Genomic DNA, 16,897 nt, shown 5'->3' on the forward strand with positions numbered 1-16,897 from the left:
CAATGACCCAACCCGCCTCGATCTGCCTGCTGCGCACCTCCGCCATCGGCGATGTCACCCATGTGGTGCCGCTGGTGCGCACGCTGCAGGCGGCATGGCCACAGACCGAGCTGACCTGGATCGTGGGCAAGCTGGAGCGTCGCCTGGTCGGCGACCTGCCCGGCGTGAACTTCGTGACCTTCGACAAAAGCGCCGGCCTGGCCGGCATGCGCGCGGTGGGCCAGGCACTGCACGGCCAGCGTTTCGACGCCCTGCTGCAGATGCAGGTGGCGCTGCGTTCCAACCTGCTGAGCCTGTTCATCCGTGCGCGCCAGCGCATCGGCTACGACAAGGCACGCGCCAAGGACGGCCATGGGCTGGTCATCAACCAGCGCATTCCCGCACGCACCGGCGAGCACGTGCTCGATGCGATGGGCAGCTTCTGCGAACCGCTGGGCCTGAAGCAGACCCAGGTGCGCTGGGACATCCCGATTCCCGAGCAAGCCCATGCCTGGGCCGCCGAACAACTACCCGGCGAACAACCCACCCTGCTGGTCAGCCCTACCTCCAGTCACGTGCTGCGCAACTGGCGCCCCGAGCGCTACGCAGCCGTGATGGACCATGCCGCCGCGCGCGGCTGGCGTGTGGCGCTGGTGGGCGGCCCCTCGCCGCTGGAGCGCGAGATGGCCGATGCCGTGCTGGCCGCCTGCCGCCGCGCTCCCATCGACCTCACCGGCAAGGACACGCTCAAGCAGCTGATGGCGATGCTGGCGCGCGCGCCCATGCTGCTGACCCCCGACTCCGGCCCCATGCACATGGGCAACACGGTGGGCTGCAAGGTGCTGGGCCTGCACGCCGCCAGCAACCCCCACCGTTCCGGCCCCTACTCCGACCGCCGCTGGTGCGTCGACAAATACGACGAAGCCTCGCGCAAATATTTCGGCAAGCCCGCCAGCGAGATTCCCTGGGGCAGCAAGATCGAACGGCCCGGCGTGATGGACCTGATCGGCGTGGATGAAGTGATCGATCGCTTCGAGGCGTGCGCGGCCCACTTGGGCCTGTAGCAACGCACCGGGTGCGCTCCCACAGGGATGCTTACGGCGCCCGGTAATCCTGGTACGACTTCTCTTCCACCAGCTGCGAGCCCAGCTTGAGGTTGATCTCGCGTTTCACGGCGGCGCGTTCGTCATTGCGGAAGTAGACCGCGCGGGCCAGCTCGATGAACTCGGCGTCGAAGGCCTGCGCTTTTTCCTTCAGGCGGATGCGGTCTTCGATGTCCCACAGGGCCTCGTTGACGGCGAGCAGGCGGGCGCGCTCATCGGCGATGTCGGTTTGCGAGGCGGGATGGGCGGACCAGGTCGCGTTGAGCAGGTCCAGCTCGGTGCGCACGTTGGCCAGCTTGGCCGGATCGGAGATCTGCTGCGACTTGATTTCAAGAATGGTGATCTTGTCGATCAGCTCGCCGTAGGAAACCGGAACTTGGATAAGGCTCATGGGAACTCCGCAGGGCCGGGGCACGCCATGACGGGTTTGTCACTGCGCCGGGCCGATAAAACGCACATGATAAGCGCTGTCTTGTCCCATGGTTCAGTCGGTCCCATTAGACTGATGCCGCAGCCGATCCCCAAGGAGAGAGAGTCCATGCTTAATTCACGTTTTCTCATGTTGCCGCTGGCCGCCCTGCTCGCCGTCAGCTCGTTTGGCGCCAGCGCCCAGCAGACCCGCAGCAACGGTAACGTACTGATTCGCAACGATGGCATTTTCATTCGCTGTGACCAGTGCGGCACCGTCGAGGCCATCGACCAGAACATCAGCCAGGGCAGCGACCACAGCGTGGCCGGCACCATCATCGGCGGCATCGCCGGCGGCGTGCTGGGCAACCAGGTGGGCAGGGGCAAGGGCAATACGCTGGCCACCGTGGCCGGTGCCGTCGGCGGCGGCTACGCCGGCAACCGTATCGGCGCCAACAGCGGCGGCGCCAACCAGAGCTTTACCCTGCGCATCCGCATGGGCAACGGCGGCTATGCCAACGTCACCGTGCCGGACGCCAGCGCCATCCGCGTGGGCGACCTGGTGCAGATCGACCCGAAGGGCAATATCACCCGCATCCAGTAAGCGCGTTGCCTGGCGACGTCGAAGAGCCGATCCGCAAGGGTCGGCTTTTTTATGGGCGCGCGGGCGAGGTCCGCAACCGCGACGCCAGTTCATTGAAGAATGCCGCCGGCAAGATGGCTCTTACCGGCACCGTCCACCAGTGGGGCTGGGCGAACGCGAGGCATTTGACGGCGTCCTTCTCGGTCATCAGCACCGGCCTGCCATCGGCGAATGCCAGATCGGCGGGCACGAACGCGTGATGGTCGGGGAACGCATGCTCGATCACCTGCATGCCCTGCGAGCGCAGGCTGGCGAAGAAGCGTTGCGGATGCCCAATGGCCGCCACGGCGTGCACGGTCTGTCCGGCAAAGTCCGCCAGCGGCTTGACCGCGTCGTTGACCAGCGCGCGTGCCAGCGCTCCCTGCAATTGCATCGGCACGTCGCCCGGCGCGAGCACGCCGCCGTTGCAGATGCGAAAGTCCACCTGCTGCAGCCGGGACAGCGGTTCGCGCAATGGGCCAGCCGGCAACAAGCGGCTGTTGCCGAAGCGACGCACGCCGTCGATCACGCATAGTTCGATATTCCGCGCCAACGCGTAATGTTGCAGGCCATCGTCGGCGATGATCACGTCGCAACCCGCCTCGATCAGCAGCTTCGCCGCCTGCGGACGCTTGCGCCCCACGGCGACAGGCACGCCGCTGGCATGGATAAGGCAAGGCTCGTCACCCACCACGGCGGGATCGGGCGACAGGCCCAACAGCACGGGCTGTTTTTGGGTTCCGCCATAGCCGCGGCTCACCACCCCTGGCGTATAACCGCGTCGGCGCAAGGCCTCGGCCACGGCGATGGTCAGCGGCGTCTTGCCGGTACCGCCCACGCTGAGGTTGCCGATCACTACCACCGGCACGGGCAGGCGCACGCTGCGCAGTACGCCGCTTCGGTATAGCCCACGCCGCAGCGAAGTCGCCGCGCCGTAAAGCAGGGCCAGCGGCTTCGTCCACCAGGGCGCCCGGCTCGCGCCGTACCAGGCCGATTCGAGGCGGTCGGCCAAGGCCATCGTGCCGCCTCAGTCGCCGCTGTGGCTGTGGAACTGCATGCGATGCAGGGCGGCGTAGTGACCGTCCCGGGCCAGCAGCTCGGCATGCGTGCCGCGTTCCACGATGCGGCCCTGGTCCATCACCGCGATCTGGTCGGCATGCTCGATGGTGGACAGGCGATGCGCGATCACCAGCGTCGTGCGATCGCGCATCAGGCGTTGCAGTGCCTGCTGGATCAGGCGCTCGGACTCGGTATCGAGCGCGCTGGTCGCTTCGTCCAGCACCAGGATCGGCGCGTTCTTGAGGATCGCGCGGGCAATCGCCAGGCGCTGGCGTTGGCCCCCCGAAAGCAGATTACCGCCCTGCCCGATCTGGCTGTGGATGCCCTGCGGCATGCGCTGGATGAATTCCATCGCATTGGCGGCCTCGGCAGCGGCGACGATCTGCGCCTCGCTCGCGCCCGCCAGCTCGCCATAGGCAATGTTCTCGGCCACGCTGCCGTCGAACAGCACCACGCTCTGCCCCACCCAGGCGATCTGCCGGCGCAGCGACGGCAGCGTGAAGCTCTCATAGTCGAAACCGTCCAGCAGGATGCGGCCGCTGGTCGGCGCATTGAAGCGCGGCAGCAGGCTGACCAGACTGCTCTTGCCGCTGCCGGAACGCCCCACCAGGGCAGTCACCGTACCGGGGGCGCAGTACAGGTCGACGCCGCGCAGCGCCTCGAACGAATTGCGCGGATACACCAGGCGCACGTCCTCGAAGCGAAGGTCGCCCTTGGCGCGCTCCAGCACCCGTGTGCCGGTATCCACCTCGGGAGGAAGGTCCATGATCTCGAACAGGTTCTCGGCGGCGGAAATGCCGCTCTGGATATTCGACTGGATATTGGCCAGGCGCTTGAGCGAGGGCATCATGCCGCCCATCGCGGTCAGCACGGCGATGAATACACCGGCGGAGATCTTGTCGATCTCGCCCGGGCGGGTCGCCAGAAACACCATCACCGCCAACGCCAGCGCAGCCACCGTCTGGATGGCCGAACTGGAGGTGGCGTTGGTCGCCGCCACCTTCAGGTTGAGGCGGCGCGTGCGATTGGTGACATCGTCGAAACGCGACTTGGCGTAGTCCTGGCCGCCGTAGATGCGGATCTCCCGGTGCGCCTCGACCGACTCCTCCACCGTGCCGGTGACCGATCCCATCATGCTCTGGATGCGGCGGCTGATCGACCGGTAGCGCCGGCTCACCACGGAGGCGATGAGCGTGATCAGCGGCACCATGATGAACAACACCAGCGTCAGGTAGGGGCTGGTGCTGATCATCACGTACAGCATGCCCAGCACGGTGATGCCTTCGGTCACCACCACCTTCACCGCATCGGTGGACGCCGACGCCACCTGTTCGCTGGTGTAGGTAATGCGCGACACCTGGTGGCCGGAATGCTCTTCGCCGAAGAACGTCGCGGGCAGGCGCAGGTAAGCGGCAAACACGTCGCGCTGCATCGCCTGCACCACGTTGCGGCCGACATAGGAGACCCCGTAGCTGCTCGCGAAAGTGCCCAGGCCGCGCACCAGGAAAATCAGCACGATCCAGATCGGCATCCAGAAGATCAGGAACGGATCCTTCTCGGCGAACAGCTTGTCGATCATCGGAGGAAGCAGCTTGGTGAACGCCGCCAGGCCGCCGCCGTCGATGGCCATGCCGATCACGGCGATCACGCCGACCACCCAGAAGCGCTTGGTGTAGCCCAGCAAGCGCTTATAGATCTGCCTTGTATGTGCGTCCCAGATCGCGACTTTATTGCCGCTCATTGAGCCTTGTCCGCCTGGGTGGGCGTGGTCGCGATGGACAGCTTGGTGAAGCCCAGCTGGCCCAGCGCATCCATGGCGGTCACCACGTTCTGGTGCGGCGTCATGGCGTCGGCGCGAATGGTCACCTGGCGCTCGCGGTCGTCGCCGGCGACGTTGGCGATGGCCTGCTTGAGCGGCTCGACGCCCTGGCCCAGCACTTCATCGCTGCCCACGTAGAAATGGCCATCGCGGTCCACCACCACGGTGAGCGCCGGCGCCTGCATGTCGCGCTCCTCGGCGCTGGCCTTGGGCAGCGTCACCTGCATCCGCGAATGCTGGACGAAGGTGGTGGTGAGCACGAAGAACATCAGCAGGGTCAGCAGCACGTCGATCAGCGAGATCACGTTGATCTCGACATCGTCTTGCCGACGGTCGTTACCAATACGCATGCGTCAGCCCGCGCTCGACTCGGTCGGGGTGCGGCTGGCCGCACGCGGGCGCGCGGCCGGCTGCTGGGCCACGGTCAGTTCGTCGAGCAGCTCGGTGGCCTGCTTTTCCATTTCCACGCAATAGCCGGCCACCTTGGAACGGAAATAGCGATGCAGCACATAGGCGGGAATGGCCACGATCAGGCCGGTGGCGGTGCAGATCAGCGCTTCGCCGATGCCGCCGGCCATCTTCATCGGGTCGCCCACGCCGCCCTTCATCACGTCCATGAACATGCGGATCAGGCCGATCACCGTGCCCAGCAGGCCCAGCAGCGGGCCGATCAGGGCGATGGTGCCGAGCGTGTTGAGGTAGCGCTCCATGCGGTGCACCACATGACGGCCGGTGTCTTCGATGCGCTCTTTGATCAACTCGCGCGGACGGTTGCGCACGGCCAGCGCCGAGGCCAGCAGCTCGCCCAGCGGGGAACCATTGGCGAGCGCCGTGAGATGACTGGGATCGAGCTGGCCCGAACGGGCCCAGGTGCGCACTTCCTCGCCCAGGCCGGGCGGCAGCACCGAACGGCGGCGCAGGGTCCAGCAACGCTCCAGCACGATCGCCAGTGCGACCGCCGAACAGATCAGGATGGGCAGCATCGCCCAGCCACCAGCCATCAGGATTTCCAGCACAACGACTCCGCGCCACTTCGATCGTTAGGAAGGGCGCATCATAACAGTCTCGCCCGGCCGTTCCGCGGCACCGGTGGCAGTTGTGAAGCGCCCCGGATTCCTGGCTCGGGCACCCGCTTCATCCCGCTTGCCAACGTCTCATTCGCGCCAGTAGCGAGACTGGCGCAGGCGCCACTGGGCAGCCACCCGGGGCGGCCCATCCGGCGGGAAATCCACCTGGACGGCTCCTGCCGTCGCGGTGTCCAGCCACGGCACGCCAGCCTTTTCGTAGCGCTGCACGACCAAGGGATGGGGGTGGTGGAAACGGTTGCGCCAGCCTGCCGACACCAGGGCCAACACGGGCGAGCTGGACTGGATGAACGCGAGGCTGGACGACGTCCGGCTGCCATGGTGCGGGACGGATAGAACCAGCGGCGGTCCCGGCGGAATCGCCGCGGCCACCTTCGGTTCGATCGCGGCCGTGATATCGCCCGTCAGCAGCGCCCGGCCACCCTTGCCCTCCACCAGCAAGACGCAGGAACGGTCATTGGCCGGCCCGCCCGCCGAACCGGAGGGCAACACGCGCAAGGTGACGCCGTCCCATTGCCAGGCCCTGCCGGGCACGCAGGCGGCCATCGCGATGGGCAACCGTTCCGGCTCGCCCGAGATGCGCTCTGCGTCGGGAAAGGCGGCGGCCACCGCAGGTACGCCGCCCGCATGATCGTTGTCCGCATGGCTGGCGACCAGCAGGTCCACCCGCCCGATGCCCAGTGCATGCAGGGAGGGCAGCACGGCCGCCTCGCCCAGGTCGAAGTCCGAGGGATAACGCGCCCCGGCGTCGTACACGAGGGCGTGGTGCTCGGTCCGGACCACCACCGACAAACCCTGCCCCACGTCCAGCATCCACAACTGGAACCCGCCTTGCGCGGGAAGCACCCGCTGGGGCCACAACAGCGGCAGGAACAACAGGCCGCCCAGCCATCGCATAGGCACGCCACGCGGCGCGAATAGCCAGAGCGCGCCCAGCGTGGCGAACAGCAGCGCCCACCAGGTGACTTCGGGCAGGTACCAATGGGCGCCGGGCCAGCTCGCCATCCGTTCGAGCAACCACCATTGGGCATGCGCCAGCCACCCGGCGCAGCAGAACACCGGCTGCGCCAGCGGCGGACAGAGCCCCAGCAGGATCATGCCGACCAGCGTGACGGGCACGATGACGAAACTGACGAACGGCACGGCGATCAGGTTGGACAGCGCGCCCACCAGGGACGATTCGCCGAAGAACCACATGGTGAGCGGCAACAGCGAGAGCGTCATGACCAGCTGGCCCGCCGACAGCTCGTGCAGGAATCCGTACAGCCCCTTGCCTCGCTCGGTCATGCAGAGCATCAGGAAGGCCACGCCGATGAACGACAGCCAGAATCCCGCCGACAACACCGACAACGGATCGACCAGCAGCACAGCCATCAACGCCAGCGCCAGCGTCTGCGGCCCACCCGGATGACGCCGCGAGCAACGCGCCAACGCCACGACGCCGATCATCAGCAGGGTGCGCACCGTCGGCAGCCCAAACCCCGCCAGCGCGCTGTACGCACCCGCCACCCACAGGGCCGCCATGGCCTGTGCCTGCGATCTGGGCAGCCGCAAGCCCAGCCGTGGCGACAGCAGATAGACAAGCCGTACCAGCCAGATGCCAAACAGCGCCGCCACGCCCACGTGGAAACCCGAAATGGCGATAAGGTGCGGGATGCCGTTGGCGCGGGCGACCTCCCAATCGTGCTGACTGAGTCCGCGCGTGTCGCCCACCGAAAACGCCTGCAGCAAGGCGACATCGTGCGGATCGTCCACGCGCGCGGCGATGCCGCGGCTGATCGCCTGGCGAACGGCGTTGATGCAGAAGCCGGAGCTGCCAAGCAGCACATTGCCAGGCCCCTCGCGCACATAGCCCGTCGCCACGATGTGGCGTTCCAGCGCGCTTCGCTCGCTGTCGGTACCGCCGGGGTTGAGCAATCCACGCGGACGCTTCAGTCGCAGGTTGAGTTGCCAGCGGCTGCAAGGCGGAACATCGTCCGCCCGGTTGTACCAGTTCACCCGCACCCGGCCATGCAACGGCACGGCTGTCCGCTCAAGCGAAGCCTGTTCGATGCGCAGCAGGAAACCGGTGGCATCGCGGCGTGCCAGCGGCAGATCGGCTACATACCCGACGACGGTGAAATCCCGCCCTTCCTGCTCGCGCGGCAGGCGCGCATCCATGGCCGTGCCGCCACGCCAGCAGGCCCACGCGATGCCGAACAGGCACCACGCCAGCGCGCGCCCATAGGCACCCAGGCGAAGCACGATAAGCGCGACAGCCGCCAAGGCACCGCAGATCCACGCCTGCGGCAATACCACCAGCCACTGCACCGCCAGCACGCCGAGCAGCAGCATGACGGCGGGTACCAGCGCACCGTCCTTGCGCATCATCCATCCCCTCCTCGCCGGAAGGGGACAGGTTAGAGTCCACGGCGCAACGACGAGGCCGAAAAACGTGTAGGCGCCAGCGACATGCGCCGGCGCCTGCGATCAGGCGTGGACCTTCTCGACCAGGCTGCCGTTGTGCAGCTCCAGCGTGCGATCCATGCGCGCAGCCAGACGATTGTCGTGCGTGACCAGGATGAAGCTGGTGCCGATCTCACGATTGAGTTCCAGCATCAGGTCGTAGACCTGCGCGGCATTGCTTTCATCCAGATTGCCGGTGGGCTCGTCGCCCAGCACCACCGCCGGCCGGGTCACCAGGGCACGGGCCACCGCGCAACGCTGGCGCTCGCCGCCGGACAGCTCGCCGGGCTTGTGATGCAGTCGCTGGCTGAGCCCCACGCGACCGAGCAAGGCGGTGGCCTGGCGCTCCGCCTCGGCGATGCCCACGCCGCGGATCAGCAACGGCATGCACACGTTCTCCAACGCGGTGAACTCGGGCAGCAGATGGTGGAACTGGTAGATGAAACCCATCGAACGGTTGCGCACGCGGCCACGGTCGGCGTCGGACAGGCTCGAAAGGTTCTGCCCTTCCACCTCCACCTCGCCACGCGTCAGCGTATCGAGGCCGCCGATGATATGCAGCAAGGTGCTCTTGCCCGAACCGGACGCCCCCACGATGGCCAGCGTCTCGCCGCGCTTCAGCGTGAAGCTGACATCGGCGAGCACGTCGGTTTTCAGGTCGCCTTCGTCATACACCTTGGCGATGTGGCTGGCGCGCAGCACGATGTCGTTATGGGAATTCATGGGCTTACTCATAGCGCAGCGCCTGCGCCGGCTGCGTGCGCGAAGCGCGCCACGCGGGATAAAGGGTGGCCAGCAGCGAGAACAGGAAGGTGATCAGGGCCACCCAGCCCACATCGCCCATCTGCAGCTTGCTGGGCAGCTCGCTGATGTAATAGACGTCCGGCGACAGGAAGGTGACGCCGGTGACGTGCTCGATCCACTTGACGATGACGGGCAGCTTCCACGACAGCAGCGAACCCAGGCCCACGCCAAAGCCGATGCCGACGACACCCACCAGCACGCCCTGCACCATGAACATGCCCATGATGCTGCGCGGCGTGGAGCCGAGCGTGCGCAGGATGGCGATGTCGGCCTGCTTGTCGGTCACCAGCATCATCAACATGGAGATGAGGTTGATCACCGCCACCAGGATGATCAGCGAGAGGATGATGAACATCACCTTCTTCTCCATCGAGATGGCGGAGAAGAAGTTGGCATGGCTGTCCATCCAGGTATCCACGCGGTAGACCTGCCCCAACTGGTCGGCCAGTTCGTGAGCCACCTCGCGCGCGTTGAACATGTCGTCCAGGCGCAGGCGGATGCCGGTGGGGCCATCGAGTCCGTTGAGGCGTTCGGCATCGCCCATGTTGACCAGGGCCAGGCCGGAGTCGAACTCCTGCATGCCGATCTCGAACACGCCCGCCACCCGGAAGCTGCGCAGGCTCGGCACGCTCCCGGTGATCGGCGAGGACTTGAACGACGGTACCGCCACGATCACCTTGTCGCCCACCGCCACGCCGAGCGACATCGCCAGCTCGCGGCCCAGCACGATGTTCCAGCTACCCGGCGTCAGGTCGCTGAGCTTGCCCTCGACCATATGGCGATCGATGTCGGACACCTTCGGCTCCACCGACGGTTCGATGCCGCGCAGCAGGCCACCGGTGGATTGGCGGGCCTGGAAGAAGGCCTCCGATTCCACGTAGGGCGCCGCCCCCTTCACGTGCGGATTGGCCTCGGCGATCTTCACCGCGCGCGGCCATTCCTGCACGGCCTGGCCGGGCATGCCCGACACCGTGGCATGCGAAATGGCGCCGAGGATGCGCGAGCGCAACTCGTCGTCAAAGCCATTCATCACCGACATCACCGTGATCAGCGCAGTCACGCTGATGGCAATGCACACGATGGACACCGTGGAAATGAAGGAGATGAACTGGTTGCGACGCTTGGCGCGGGTGTAACGCAGGCCGATGAAAAGCTCGAGCGGTCTGAACATGAGGGGCGGGTCGCTTCTGTGATTCGAAAGGGCTAGCCGCCCCAGTGGCGCCAATTATCGCCTGATAACGGACTTAAACCGTAGGACCACGTTCAGCGGAAAGAGTGCCCCGGCTTTCGCGCGGCGTTTGCCGCCCGGTGGCCAGGCGCATGCGCAGGCGGCGACGGATATCGGCATCGCTATTGTCGGGCGCCAGCAAAAGCAGGACGGCGCCTCGTCCCGGTGTCTTCAAATGCAGCCAGATGGCCCACTGCCCCAGTATGCGAAAGGAGACGAGCGTGGCCGCGACATCCTCATGCGTGGTCATGCGCAGGCTCCACCCACCATCGTGGGCCCAGCCCGCCGCCACCACGTCCTGGCGCGCAAAACGGGCGATGGCACGCCGTGTCGCCAGCACCGCACCAACCGTCAGTGCGACTTTCAACCCGCTCGGGATGGCGCTCAGCCATGCGGCCACAATCGCCAGCGTCGAGAGCAACAGCAACACGCGAGCCGGCCAGCGCGATGGCCGGTATTCAAAGCCGATGGCGGGCGCGGATGTCATCGATGATGGCCTGCCAGTCGGGGCGCGATGCCTTGGCATGGCCCATCACCCAGTCCCACAGGTCCGGGTCCTGCACGTCGAGCAGTTCCTCGAAGGCCTGGCGCTGGGCTTCGTCGGCGCCGGCGAAGCGGTCGTCGAGCCAGCCGCCGAACAGCGCGTCCAGTTCTCGGGTGCCGCGACGGGTGCGCCAACGGAGGCGTTTGATGCGGGCTTCTTCCATAAACGCGCGGGGCGCCTCCTACTCGATACGCCCCGCTCCCCCGATGAGGGAGCGGGAACAAGCGCTTAAGTCCGGCGCTCGACGATCAGCTTCTTGATCTCCGCGATCGCCTTGGCGGGATTGAGACCCTTCGGGCAGGTGCGCGCGCAGTTCATGATGGTGTGGCAGCGGTACAGCTTGAACGGATCTTCCAGATCGTCCAGGCGGGCACCGGTGTCCTCGTCGCGGCTGTCCACGATCCAGCGGTAGGCCTGCAGCAGGATGGCCGGACCGAGGTAGCGGTCGCCGTTCCACCAGTAGCTCGGGCAACTGGTCGAGCAGCAGGCGCACAGGATGCACTCGTAGAGACCGTCGAGCTTCTTGCGGTCTTCCGGCGACTGCAGGCGCTCCTTGTCGGCCGGCGCCGGGCTCTGCGTGCGCAGCCAGGGCTTGATCGAGGCGAACTGCGCGTAGAAGTGCGTCAGGTCGGGCACCAGATCCTTCACCACCGGCATGTGCGGCAGCGGGTAGATCTTGACGTCGCCCGAGGCGCAATCCTCGATGGCCTTGGTGCAGGCCAGCGTGTTGGTGCCGTCGATGTTCATGGCGCACGAGCCGCAGATGCCCTCGCGGCACGAACGGCGCAGCGTGAGCGTCGAATCGATCTCGTTCTTGATCTTCAGCAGCGCGTCCAGAACCATCGGGCCGCACGCGGCCAGGTCGACCTCGTAGGTGTCGATGCGCGGGTTCTGACCATCATCCGGCGACCAGCGATAGATGCGGAACGTGCGCGGCTTCTTGGCGTCCTTGGCCGGGAAATGCTTGCCCGGCTGGACCTTGGAATTCTTGGGTAGCGAAAACTCTGCCACGTTTGCCTCACTGATCTCGTGCTTGTCGTAACAGCTCGCCTTGCGAGCGCCGGTACAACGTTGAAAGAACCTCGAGGGTTCCGAACCTGATTAGTAAACGCGCTTCTTGGGCGGCACGACTTCGACATCCGAGGTCATGGTGTACATATGCACCGGACGGAAATCGAAATTGGTCTTGCCTGCCTCGTCGACGGACACCAGGGTGTGCTTCTGCCAGTTCGCGTCGTCACGATCCGGGAAGTCCTCGCGGGCATGCGCACCACGGCTCTCGTGGCGCTGTGCCGCCGAGTACATGGTGGCCACGGCCTGGTCCAGCAGGTTGGCCAGTTCCAGCGTCTCGATGAGGTCGGAGTTCCACACCAGCGAACGGTCGCTGACGCCCACGTCCTTGAACGACTCGCGGACCTTGGAAATCTTTTCGCAGCCTTCCTGCAGCGATTCGCCGGTACGGAACACGGCCGCGTCGGACTGCATCGTGCGCTGCATTTCGGCACGGATCTTCGCGGTCGGCAGGCTGCCCTTGGCGTTGCGCAGGCCATCGAAGCGGGCGAGCGCCTTGTCCAGCACGTTGGCCGGCAGGTCCTTGTGCGGCGTGTCCGGCTTGATGATCTCGGCGCAACGGTGCGACACCGCACGGCCGAACACCACCAGGTCGAGCAGCGAGTTCGAGCCCAGGCGATTGGCGCCATGCACCGACACACAGGCCGCCTCGCCGATGGCGAACAGGCCCGGCACCACGGCGTCGACATCGTCGCCCTTCTTCTGCACCACCTCACCGTGATAGTTGGTGGGGATGCCGCCCATGTTGTAGTGCACGGTGGGGATGACCGGGATCGGCTCCTTGGTCACGTCCACGCCGGCGAAGATGCGCGCCGACTCGGCGATGCCCGGCAGGCGCTCGTGGATCACGTCCGCGCCCAGGTGCATCAGGTTGATGTAGATGTGGTCCTTGTGCTCGCCCACGCCGCGGCCTTCGCGGATCTCCATCGTCATGGCGCGGCTGACCACGTCACGCGAGGCGAGATCCTTGGCGTTGGGCGCGTAGCGCTCCATGAAGCGCTCGCCGTTGGAGTTGGTGAGGTAGCCACCCTCGCCACGCACGCCTTCGGTGATCAGGCAGCCCGAACCGTAGATGCCGGTGGGGTGGAACTGCACGAACTCCATGTCCTGCAGCGCCAGGCCCGCGCGCAGCACCATGCCGCCGCCGTCGCCGGTGCAGGTATGCGCCGAGGTAGCGCTGAAGTAGGCGCGGCCGTAGCCGCCGGTGGCCAGCACCACCGCGTGGCCGCGGAAGAAATGCAGGGTGCCTTCGTTCATGTCCAGCGCAAGCACGCCGCGGCACACGCCCTCTTCGTCGAAGATGAGGTCGATGGCGAAGTACTCGATGAAGAACGTGGCGTCATGCGCCAGCGCCTGCTGGTACAGCGTGTGCAGGATGGCGTGGCCGGTACGGTCGGCCGCGGCGCAGGTGCGCTGCGCGGTGCCCTTGCCGTAGTGGGTGGTCATGCCGCCGAACGGGCGCTGGTAGATCTTGCCTTCCTCGGTACGCGAGAACGGCACGCCGTAGTGTTCCAGCTCGATGATGGCCGGAATCGCCTCGCGGCACATGTACTCGATGGCGTCCTGGTCGCCCAGCCAATCCGAACCCTTGATGGTGTCGTAGAAGTGGAAGCGCCAGTCGTCCTCGCCCATGTTGCCCAGCGCGGCGGAGATGCCACCCTGCGCCGCCACCGTGTGCGAGCGGGTCGGGAACACCTTGGTGATGCACGCGGCCTTGAGGCCCTTCTCGGCCAGGCCGAAGGTGGCGCGCAGGCCCGCGCCGCCGGCGCCGACCACGATCACGTCATACTTATGCTGTTGGATCTTGTAGCTTTCCATCGAATCAGGCTCCCAGCGCCACGCGCAGCACGGCCATCAAGGTGGCCAACGTGCCGAGCACTGCAATGAACTTCACCAGCACCAGGAGGACGACCTCCTTCCAGCGCGTATGCACGTAGTCCTCGATCACGACCTGCAGGCCCAGCACGGCGTGCCAGCACACGGCGAGCACGAAGGCCACCAGCAGCAGCGCGTTCCATGGCTTGGCAACGATGCTGCGCGCCGTGGCGTAGTCGGCATGCAGGGCGCCGAGCACGGTCAGCACGAACCAGATGGCCAGGAACACCAGCGCCGCGGCGGTGACGCGCTGGGTCCACCAGTGGCCGACGCCCGACTGCGCCGAGCCAAGGCCGCGAGCGCGCTTGAGCGGATTGCGCAGCTCGCTGCGCACGTCGTGGGCACTGTGATTGTTCGTGCTCATGCGGCACCTCCCGAGGTCAGCACGTAGGCCCACACGACGACGGTCAGCACGATGCTGACGATGATCGACAGCCAGCTGGAGCGGACGAACTGGGGAATGGCATAGCCCATGCCGCCATCCTGGAGCAGGTGACGGATGCCGTTGCACAAGTGATAGAACAGCGCCCAGCTCCAGCCGAACAGCAGCACCAGGCCAATCGGGCTGCCGACGCAGGTCCTGAACTGGTTATAGCTGTCCTCGCCATGGGCCAGGGAGAACACCCCCCACAGCACCAGCAGGGTACCTACGGACAGGGCGATGCCGGTGGCGCGATGCAGGATGGAGGTCACCATCTGCACTTGCCACTTATATATGCCCATGTGGGGAGAGAGCGGTCGTTGCGTATCTGCCATGGCGGCTATCCTGAGTGGAATCGCTTATGCCCGGTACCGCCCTTCCCTGTTTCCAACAACGCCGGCCAGCAGCCGGCGCAGCGGATCAGAAGTCGATACAGCGCCCGTTCTTTTCCCAATCGCCGTAGCGCGTGGGATCCGGAGCTGGCCGCTCAACCGGAATCTTGCCCGTAGCCGGAACACCGGGCACGGTCGCTTGCTCCGCGGGAACGGAAGCCGGCTTGGACTCTGATTGGGAGGACGTATCGGACATGGTATGTGAAAGCCGAGAAAGCGTAATACTTGCGTAAATTCAGCACAACCTTGACGGCCGGGCGATCGTCTGTCACTAGGGATGCCCTGACATCCAAAAAGCTGTCGCTTGTTTCACCGACACCCCGCCCTCACCTCGCCCGGCGTATGACTACCGATCACTCCGCACAGACCCTGTCGATCGAAGGCGCCGATGCCATCGCTTTCGCGCAATCCCAATTTAGCAGCAACGTCCAGGCGCTGGGCGTGGGGCAATGGCAGTTCAGCGCGTGGCTCAATGCGAAAGGGCGCGCGCAGGCCCTGTTTCACCTGGCCCGTGTTGCCGATGACGCGCTGCTGCTTCTGTTGCGCGGCGGCGATGCGGCGACGCTCGCGCAATCGCTGCAACGTTTCGTATTCCGCGCCAAAGTCAAACTCACCGCGCACCCGCCGCGCCCGCTGGGCACCGGGCCAACCCGCGACACTTACGCCTTTGATCGTGAAGGCGATGCCTACACGTTCGGCTGTGGCACGCACAGCCTGGTAGTGGGCGCATCGTCCGATCATGCCTGGCAGGCGCTACAGATTCGTGCAGGTTGGCCCTGGCTTCCCGATGACACGCTCGGCGAGTTGCTGCCTCCCTCCCTGTCACTCGAACGCCTGCAGGCGGTTGCGCTGGACAAGGGCTGTTATCCCGGCCAGGAAATCGTGGCGCGCCTGCACTATCGCGGCGGCAACAAGCGGCATATGCATTGCGTCGTATTGTCGCAACCCTTGCCTGGGGGCACCGTGCTGCGCCATGACGACAAGGAGATCGGCCAACTGCTCGATGTAGCAGCCGACGAACCGGATGTCATGGCGCTCGCAGTGATTGACGATGACGTCGTCAAACAACTGATCGATGGCACGCAAGGCGTTGTCGACGAAGGCATCTCGTTGCGCGTCGTGGCGAGTTGGCCCGCGTAAAAAAATATCTGCGCAAGGACTCGCGACGACATCACGCCAATGTGAGCGCGACGTGAACCTGAACGGCCAGGCACTTGCCAGATGTGAAATGCGCCACTAGGCTCCGCCGACCAATTGAATGACGCCCCACGCCCATGGGTGTCGATATACGCGACGAACCGGAAGGGTCCGGATCAGCGCGACCCGACAGAAATGTCGGAGTACATGCCGCCAATAGCGCGGATGAAGTTGCAGGCAACGTGGTCGTCAGTACCCGAGCAATGCCTTGGCAGCACAACAAGTTGAGAGTGGCACCGGATCAGCCGCTCGACTGGCCACAATCCCGTGGCAAACCACCTGACCACAGTTTCGGTTCGGTGTGATCAATCCAGGTGGAACGGCCTGCCCGCCCGTCCACCGCAACGGCGTATGAAGTCAGCAGCACCGACCTCATGCGTACAGCACGTTGGAGGCAGACAATGAAACTTTCCATGCTGTTGTGGCTTGCGTCCGTGCTGCCACAGCCCCTCGCGGACCAGACCTGCCTGGCCACGACGGTGTATCTCGAGGCACGCAGTGAGTCGACCATCGGGCAGTATGCCGTGGCCGAAGTAGCCCTTCGACGTCGCGACCGCGGCACCTGGGGCGGTAGCGTTTGTGAGGTCGTCAATTCACCGCGCCAGTTCGCGCTGACAACGACCGCACGCAATTTCGAAGTGACCGACCTGAACTCCTGGACCAAGGCGTGGAAGATCGCCGGCGATTCCATCAGCAACTGGAGCCTGCCCAAGGGCGAGCGCACCGTGTATGTGCCGCAGGCAGATCATTTCGCAACGCTCGCAGTCGCCCCCACCTGGTCGACTCGACGCATCGTAAAAACCATCGGCGACCATGCGTTCTACGCGGTCAACTGAAGATAACTA

18 protein-coding genes and 1 pseudogene are annotated in these 16,897 nt (G+C 65.6%); 4 read left to right on the forward strand and 15 right to left on the reverse strand.

Annotation, left to right across the window (positions count from 1 at the left end):
* Positions 1-2 precede the first annotated feature (2 nt).
* A complete protein-coding gene (locus tag MJ606_RS09555; protein WP_243049295.1) occupies positions 3-1,043 on the forward strand; it encodes a glycosyltransferase family 9 protein in 1,041 nt (346 codons plus the stop codon).
* A gap of 31 nt (positions 1,044-1,074) precedes the next feature.
* On the opposite strand, the gene MJ606_RS09560 is transcribed toward MJ606_RS09555, so the two are convergent.
* Entirely contained in the window at positions 1,075-1,473 is a 399-nt protein-coding gene (locus MJ606_RS09560; protein ID WP_243049296.1) for a DUF6165 family protein, read from the reverse strand.
* 147 nt (positions 1,474-1,620) lie between these two features.
* Here MJ606_RS09560 and MJ606_RS18405 point away from each other — a divergent pair.
* Positions 1,621-1,929: pseudogene (locus MJ606_RS18405) on the forward strand (glycine zipper 2TM domain-containing protein); the annotation flags it as partial.
* Positions 1,930-2,143: 214 nt separating this feature from the next.
* Here MJ606_RS18405 and lpxK read toward each other — a convergent pair.
* The 14 genes from lpxK to MJ606_RS09635 form a co-directional block, all read right to left on the reverse strand.
* Positions 2,144-3,130 (reverse strand): tetraacyldisaccharide 4'-kinase, encoded by a 987-nt coding sequence (gene lpxK, locus MJ606_RS09570; protein WP_243049297.1) that lies wholly within the window; start codon positions 3,128-3,130, stop codon positions 2,144-2,146.
* 9 nt (positions 3,131-3,139) lie between these two features.
* Positions 3,140-4,912, reverse strand: coding sequence for a lipid A export permease/ATP-binding protein MsbA (gene msbA / locus MJ606_RS09575; protein WP_243049298.1), 1,773 nt, complete (start codon positions 4,910-4,912; stop codon positions 3,140-3,142).
* Positions 4,909-5,340, reverse strand: coding sequence for a biopolymer transporter ExbD (locus MJ606_RS09580; RefSeq protein ID WP_243049299.1), 432 nt, complete (start codon positions 5,338-5,340; stop codon positions 4,909-4,911). Before MJ606_RS09580 ends, msbA begins: the two co-directional genes overlap by 4 nt.
* Before the next feature lie 3 nt (positions 5,341-5,343).
* Entirely contained in the window at positions 5,344-5,991 is a 648-nt protein-coding gene (locus tag MJ606_RS09585; RefSeq protein ID WP_243049569.1) for a MotA/TolQ/ExbB proton channel family protein, read from the reverse strand.
* Positions 5,992-6,144: 153 nt separating this feature from the next.
* Positions 6,145-8,442: a DNA internalization-related competence protein ComEC/Rec2 gene (locus tag MJ606_RS09590; RefSeq protein WP_243049570.1), complete on the reverse strand. Its 2,298-nt coding sequence runs from the start codon at positions 8,440-8,442 to the stop codon at positions 6,145-6,147.
* 102 nt (positions 8,443-8,544) lie between these two features.
* Positions 8,545-9,243 (reverse strand): lipoprotein-releasing ABC transporter ATP-binding protein LolD, encoded by a 699-nt coding sequence (lolD, locus tag MJ606_RS09595; protein WP_243049300.1) that lies wholly within the window; start codon positions 9,241-9,243, stop codon positions 8,545-8,547.
* Between the two features lie 4 nt (positions 9,244-9,247).
* Complete coding sequence (locus MJ606_RS09600; RefSeq protein ID WP_243049301.1) at positions 9,248-10,495, reverse strand: lipoprotein-releasing ABC transporter permease subunit; 1,248 nt, start codon at positions 10,493-10,495, stop codon at positions 9,248-9,250.
* 73 nt (positions 10,496-10,568) lie between these two features.
* Positions 10,569-11,039 (reverse strand): protein YgfX, encoded by a 471-nt coding sequence (locus MJ606_RS09605; RefSeq protein WP_243049302.1) that lies wholly within the window; start codon positions 11,037-11,039, stop codon positions 10,569-10,571.
* The gene (locus MJ606_RS09610; protein ID WP_243049303.1) at positions 11,011-11,259 is read right to left on the reverse strand and encodes a succinate dehydrogenase assembly factor 2; all 249 of its coding nucleotides are present in this window, start codon (positions 11,257-11,259) and stop codon (positions 11,011-11,013) included. Before MJ606_RS09610 ends, MJ606_RS09605 begins: the two co-directional genes overlap by 29 nt.
* 65 nt (positions 11,260-11,324) lie before the next feature.
* Positions 11,325-12,107 (reverse strand): succinate dehydrogenase iron-sulfur subunit, encoded by a 783-nt coding sequence (locus tag MJ606_RS09615; RefSeq protein ID WP_243049304.1) that lies wholly within the window; start codon positions 12,105-12,107, stop codon positions 11,325-11,327.
* Positions 12,108-12,197: 90 nt separating this feature from the next.
* Positions 12,198-13,985: a succinate dehydrogenase flavoprotein subunit gene (gene sdhA / locus MJ606_RS09620; protein WP_243049305.1), complete on the reverse strand. Its 1,788-nt coding sequence runs from the start codon at positions 13,983-13,985 to the stop codon at positions 12,198-12,200.
* 4 nt (positions 13,986-13,989) lie between these two features.
* Positions 13,990-14,406: a succinate dehydrogenase, hydrophobic membrane anchor protein gene (gene sdhD, locus MJ606_RS09625; protein WP_243049306.1), complete on the reverse strand. Its 417-nt coding sequence runs from the start codon at positions 14,404-14,406 to the stop codon at positions 13,990-13,992.
* Positions 14,403-14,798: a succinate dehydrogenase, cytochrome b556 subunit gene (gene sdhC / locus MJ606_RS09630; protein WP_243049307.1), complete on the reverse strand. Its 396-nt coding sequence runs from the start codon at positions 14,796-14,798 to the stop codon at positions 14,403-14,405. The genes sdhD and sdhC overlap by 4 nt, the downstream gene beginning before the upstream one ends.
* 85 nt (positions 14,799-14,883) lie before the next feature.
* The gene (locus MJ606_RS09635; RefSeq protein ID WP_243049308.1) at positions 14,884-15,051 is read right to left on the reverse strand and encodes a DUF1674 domain-containing protein; all 168 of its coding nucleotides are present in this window, start codon (positions 15,049-15,051) and stop codon (positions 14,884-14,886) included.
* Between the two features lie 146 nt (positions 15,052-15,197).
* Between MJ606_RS09635 and MJ606_RS09640 the strand changes: the two genes are divergently transcribed.
* Together MJ606_RS09640 and MJ606_RS09645 are read left to right on the forward strand one after the other, a co-directional pair.
* Positions 15,198-15,995 carry a folate-binding protein gene (locus MJ606_RS09640; RefSeq protein WP_243049309.1) on the forward strand — a complete coding sequence of 266 codons (798 nt, stop codon included), beginning with the start codon at positions 15,198-15,200 and terminating at the stop codon, positions 15,993-15,995.
* A 458-nt stretch (positions 15,996-16,453) separates the two neighbouring features.
* Entirely contained in the window at positions 16,454-16,888 is a 435-nt protein-coding gene (locus MJ606_RS09645) for a cell wall hydrolase (protein ID WP_243049310.1), read from the forward strand.
* Positions 16,889-16,897 lie beyond the last annotated feature (9 nt).

The sequence above is a fragment of the Dyella sp. RRB7 genome (genome assembly GCF_022761115.1).
Lineage (GTDB): Bacteria > Pseudomonadota > Gammaproteobacteria > Xanthomonadales > Rhodanobacteraceae > Dyella.

Coding starts and splice junctions, on each gene's coding strand:
- MJ606_RS09610 (WP_243049303.1), bottom strand. CDS start 11,259: ATGGAAGAAGCCCGCATCAAACGCCTCCGTTGGCGCACCCGTCGCGGC.
- MJ606_RS09590 (WP_243049570.1), bottom strand. CDS start 8,442: ATGCGCAAGGACGGTGCGCTGGTACCCGCCGTCATGCTGCTGCTCGGC.
- MJ606_RS09635 (WP_243049308.1), bottom strand. CDS start 15,051: ATGTCCGATACGTCCTCCCAATCAGAGTCCAAGCCGGCTTCCGTTCCC.
- MJ606_RS09600 (WP_243049301.1), bottom strand. CDS start 10,495: ATGTTCAGACCGCTCGAGCTTTTCATCGGCCTGCGTTACACCCGCGCC.
- MJ606_RS09560 (WP_243049296.1), bottom strand. CDS start 1,473: ATGAGCCTTATCCAAGTTCCGGTTTCCTACGGCGAGCTGATCGACAAG.
- lolD (WP_243049300.1), bottom strand. CDS start 9,243: ATGAATTCCCATAACGACATCGTGCTGCGCGCCAGCCACATCGCCAAG.
- MJ606_RS09640 (WP_243049309.1), top strand. CDS start 15,198: ATGACTACCGATCACTCCGCACAGACCCTGTCGATCGAAGGCGCCGAT.
- MJ606_RS09605 (WP_243049302.1), bottom strand. CDS start 11,039: ATGACATCCGCGCCCGCCATCGGCTTTGAATACCGGCCATCGCGCTGG.
- lpxK (WP_243049297.1), bottom strand. CDS start 3,130: ATGGCCTTGGCCGACCGCCTCGAATCGGCCTGGTACGGCGCGAGCCGG.
- MJ606_RS09555 (WP_243049295.1), top strand. CDS start 3: ATGACCCAACCCGCCTCGATCTGCCTGCTGCGCACCTCCGCCATCGGC.
- sdhA (WP_243049305.1), bottom strand. CDS start 13,985: ATGGAAAGCTACAAGATCCAACAGCATAAGTATGACGTGATCGTGGTC.
- MJ606_RS09580 (WP_243049299.1), bottom strand. CDS start 5,340: ATGCGTATTGGTAACGACCGTCGGCAAGACGATGTCGAGATCAACGTG.
- MJ606_RS09645 (WP_243049310.1), top strand. CDS start 16,454: ATGAAACTTTCCATGCTGTTGTGGCTTGCGTCCGTGCTGCCACAGCCC.
- MJ606_RS09585 (WP_243049569.1), bottom strand. CDS start 5,991: ATGGCTGGTGGCTGGGCGATGCTGCCCATCCTGATCTGTTCGGCGGTC.
- sdhD (WP_243049306.1), bottom strand. CDS start 14,406: ATGAGCACGAACAATCACAGTGCCCACGACGTGCGCAGCGAGCTGCGC.
- sdhC (WP_243049307.1), bottom strand. CDS start 14,798: ATGGCAGATACGCAACGACCGCTCTCTCCCCACATGGGCATATATAAG.
- msbA (WP_243049298.1), bottom strand. CDS start 4,912: ATGAGCGGCAATAAAGTCGCGATCTGGGACGCACATACAAGGCAGATC.